This is a genomic window from Candidatus Protochlamydia sp. R18 (assembly GCF_000648255.1).
In the GTDB taxonomy this organism is placed as follows: Bacteria; Chlamydiota; Chlamydiia; order Chlamydiales; family Parachlamydiaceae; genus Protochlamydia; species Protochlamydia amoebophila.
The window spans coordinates 1-354 of the sequence record NZ_BASL01000196.1; the positions used below are offsets into that span (position 1 = coordinate 1).

Annotated in this window: 1 protein-coding gene; it reads right to left on the minus strand. The window is 34.2% G+C overall.

Going from position 1 to position 354, the window contains the following annotated elements; all coding sequences use genetic code 11:
* On the minus strand, positions 1 to 354 hold a 354-nt coding region (locus tag TY19_RS00175; protein WP_042278329.1), incomplete at both ends, for a BTB/POZ domain-containing protein.

Sequence of the window (354 nt, forward strand, 5' to 3'; positions counted from 1 at the left end):
TTTAAAAGCTCTTTTAATTCGATTAAACTCTTTTCAGTAGAGTTAAAGGGTTCAAATCTTTGTGATTTGTATCCATCAATCAGCTGTTCTTCTAAATTTGTTATCACTTCTGTTAGTTCATAATAATCGGCTAGTTGAATGGCAGAAGGGATTTCTTCTAAGGAAACTTTAAAGTTATCGTCCATCAGGCAATTGAGCAAAAGCGTAAAGTCTTTTTGTATTAAAGCGAGAGGATGTTGTAGGGTTTCTTGAAATTGCCCTGACCACAGATTCTTAAAATAAGGCGATTTGTCCCTTAACAAAGCTAGCTGAGAATGAGAAATAATCAGAGAAGTTCCCTCTTGAAAGTTTAAT